The organism is Allosalinactinospora lopnorensis (assembly GCF_000981225.1).
GTDB lineage: Bacteria > Actinomycetota > Actinomycetes > Streptosporangiales > Streptosporangiaceae > Allosalinactinospora > Allosalinactinospora lopnorensis.
Window position 1 is genome coordinate 1 of record NZ_LAJC01000150.1, and the last position, 3643, is coordinate 3643.

Genomic DNA, 3643 nt, shown 5'->3' on the forward strand with positions numbered 1-3643 from the left:
GATCGCCGGTTCACCGGCTAAGGGCAACCGCCCGGACACCCGGCCCCCGCGATGCGCGGGGTGAGCGAACGCGGTAGAGGGGCCGCGGCACACCGCGTCGGTGTACCGCGGCCCCTCTGCGCTCCTGGAGTAAAAGGCCACCCGGAGGGGAGGATGGCCCGGCCAGGAGGGGGCGCAGGGCGTTCACCGAGGGAGGGGGAGTCAGCGAAATCCGCCCTGCATCTGGCTTGTGCGAATAGCGAACGATATTCTCGTTTATGGAATATCGCCGACGTCCGGAACCAGGAAAGCAGCGCTCGGCTCTTTTGGCAAGAGCTGAGAGCAACGCCGCCATCACTGTATAAAGTAGCGCGAATCCCGGTGCTCTACGGCAAATCGGCGACGATCTCCTTGGCCGCCGAGAGTACACGCTCCCCGAGGGCCTGCCGGTCACGCCCGCCGGCCTGCGAAGCGTCCAGGTAGACCACCGCCACCGAGGCGACCTCTGTGGCGGAGGCCACCGGTGCGGCCACCGACGACATCCCCGGAAGCACCTCACTGCGCGAGTACGCCCACCCCTGTTCACGCACCTCCTGCACCTCCGGGCGTTCGCCCTCCCGAGGCGGCAGGGCGGCGAGGACGGCCAGTCCGGGGGCGCCCCGATCCAGCGGGTGCCGCACGCCGGGCGCGTAGGCCAGGTGCGCGACCGACTGCCGCGGTTCCACCGTCGCCAGTGTGATGGCTTCGTCGCCGCTGGGGATCACCAGGAACGAGGTCATCCCCGTCTCGTCGGCCAGCGCCGACAGGACGGGCAGCGCCGCCGACTGCAGCCCGTGCGACACTCCGCGCGCCAGCACCGGAAGACCCAGCCCGAGCTCGTAGGAGCCCTCGCGGGTGCGGGCGACCAGCCGGTGGTCCTCCAGGGTGCGCAGGATCCGGTAGGCGATCGACCGGTGCACGTCCAGGGCCCGGGCGAGCTCGGCGATGCTCATGGGGCCCGCCTTCTCGCGCAGCGCCTCCAGCGCGCGGATGCCGCGGTCAAGTGTCTGGGAGCGCGTGCCGGGGGACTGCTCTGCCCGAGGGTTCCCGCGGGTCGCCGGGTTGACGCTCTCGGCCATCCAGCTGCTCCTCGCGTATCCGGGGCCCTGGCGAGGCCGGGGCTGCTCGGTCAACGATAAACGAGAGATGTGATCAATAATCGCACAGCGATCGGTGTCGCTTCACCCTGATGGCGTGGCGGAAAGCACCCCTCCGGGCGGGACGGTCACCGTCCCGCCGCGTACCCCTGGCAGGCGCGGGGGTCGGCGCCGGCGCGCAGCTCCCCGGTAGCGGGGTCCCGGGCTACGGCGGCCAGGCGACCGAGCGACCAGTCGTCCGCGACCACCACCCGGTGCCCCCTGCGCTCTAGGTCGACCATGGCCTGCACCCCCAGCCTCGGTTCCACGACCAGCTCTCCCGGGGCCATTTCGCGCGGGTAGAACGAGCTGGGGAACGAGTTGCCGTGGAACATCGGGGCGTCGATGGCCTCCTGCAGGTTCATGCCGGCGTGCATGATGCGCAGGAAGCAGGTGAACGTCCACTGGTCCTGCTGGTCGCCGCCGGGGGTGCCGAGCGCCAGGACGGCCTCGCCGCCGCGGGTGACCAGGGTGGGGGAGAGCGTGGTGCGGGGGCGCTTTCCGGGGGCGACCACACTGGGGGAGCGCGGATCCAGCCAGAACATCTGCCCGCGGGTGCCCAGCGGGAATCCGAGGCTCTCGATCACCGGGGAGGTATGCAGCCAGCCTCCGCTCGGCGTCGCCGAGACCATGTTCCCGGCGGCGTCCACGATGTCCAGGTGGCAGGTGTCGCCGCGCTGCCCGACACCGCGGCTGGCTGTGGGTTCGCCGCTCAAGCGGTCGAGCGGCGTCTCGCCCGCCAGGTAGGGGCCAGGGACGAAGGGCCGGTCGCCGTCGGGCGATCCCGGGCGCAGCTCCGTCGAGACTCCGCCGTCCACCAGGGCGGCCCTCTGCTCGGCGTAGGCTTCGCCGAGCAGTTCGGTGAGGGGGACGTCGACGAACACGGGGTCGCCGTACCAGGCCTCCCTGTCGGCGAAGGCGAGCTTGGCCGCCTCGGTCACGCGGTGCGCGAACTCCGCGGAGAACGTGTCGAGATCCCCGATGCCGAGTGCCTCGGCGAGCCGCAGCTGCTGCAGGAACACCGGTCCCTGGCCCCATGGGCCGGTCTTGTGCACGGTGTGGTCCGCGTAGGTCAGGCTCACGGGCTCCTCGTAGTTCGCCCGCCACGCGGCGAGGTCGCCGCCGCAGAGCAGTCCGCGGTGCTGCCCGCCGGACCCGTCGGGCACCGGCCGGGCCAGCGAGGCCAGGATCTCCTCGGCGACGAACCCCTCCCGCCAGATCCGGCGTGCGGCGTCGATCCGGTCCTCTCGGGTGCGTGCGGCGCGCTCGGACTCCTCGACGATCCGCTGGTAGGTGTCGGCCAGCGCGGGGTTGGTGTGCCGGGAACCGCGCGGGGGAGGGCGCCGCCGCTCAAGTACAGGGCGGCCGAGCCGGGCCACCACCGGGTGAAGACCTCTTCGAGCTCCGCGACCTTGTCAGCGATGCGCGCGAGCACGGGGTAGCCGCGGCGCGCGTGTCCGATGGCGTAATCGAGCACGTCGCGCAACGGGAGTGTGCCGTGGTCGCGCAGCAGGAGCAGCCAGGCGTCGAACGAACCGGGAACGCAGGCGGGCAGCACGCCGCTGCCCGGGATCCGGTTCATGCCCTCGAAGGCTTCGGGGGTGGCGGCCGCGGGGGCGGGCCCCTGCCCGCACAGCACCGTGGGGGAGCCGCCGGCGGGGTGGAAGATGATCGGCACCTCGCCCGCGGGGCCGTTCAGGTGCGGTTCGACCACCTGGAGGGTGAAACCCGCGGCGACGGCGGCGTCGAAGGCGTTGCCGCCGCGCTCCAGTACCGACATGCCCGCCGCGCTGGCCAGCCAGTGGGTCGAGGACACCATGCCGAAGTCGCCGCGCAGCTCGGGGCGGGTGGTGAAACCGGACATGCGGCCGCCTTCCGTCGCTCCATCATCACATCATTGGGCGGCTAGCGTACCGAGGTGGGTGATATGGACCACAAGGGGCGTAATCAGGACCACTCACCCGCGATCTTGAGGATCGGGTTCCTCCCGGCGCCGGGAGGAACCCGATCCTCAACGTCGGCGAGCTATTCCGGGATGGCCCGGCCCAGGTGGAAGTACACGCCGGGAGCGGAGTCGAGCGGTCCCCAGCGGTCGGCGAACTGCTCGACCAGAGCCAATCCCCGGCCGCCCTCGCTCTGCGGCCCCGCGTCGAGGAGGCGCGGCGTGCCGCCCGTGGGACTTCCCTGGTCCTCCACGCGCACGCGCACCCGCAGCCCGCCGGGGGACACGTGCGCCGCGACGGTGAAGCGGGTGCTGACCGTGTGGCGCAGACTGTTGGTCGCCAGCTCGGACAGCAGCAACACGGCCGTGGCGGACACGTCGCCGGGCACATTCACCGCGCAGTGCAGCGAGAGCATGTCCGCCAACCAGCGCCGCGCCCGCCCAACGGAAGCGGCGTGGCAGGGAAAGGTATGGGTGGAGGTTTCTCCGATAACGGGGGCGATACTCTGCATGGCGAGTCCTCACCTGCTCCTAGCCAGGTCGGGGG

At 71.6% G+C, this 3643-nt stretch carries 2 protein-coding genes and 1 pseudogene; all 3 read right to left on the minus strand.

The window, feature by feature from the left end; translation table 11 throughout:
• Positions 1-365: 365 nt before the first annotated feature.
• A complete protein-coding gene (locus VS93_RS26035; protein ID WP_046472491.1) occupies positions 366-1097 on the minus strand; it encodes an IclR family transcriptional regulator in 732 nt (243 codons plus the stop codon).
• A 146-nt stretch (positions 1098-1243) separates the two neighbouring features.
• A pseudogene (locus VS93_RS26040) lies at positions 1244-3018 on the minus strand (gamma-glutamyltransferase family protein).
• A gap of 161 nt (positions 3019-3179) precedes the next feature.
• Positions 3180-3608 (minus strand): ATP-binding protein, encoded by a 429-nt coding sequence (locus tag VS93_RS26045; RefSeq protein WP_046472492.1) that lies wholly within the window; start codon positions 3606-3608, stop codon positions 3180-3182.
• Between the last annotated feature and the right edge of the window lie 35 nt (positions 3609-3643).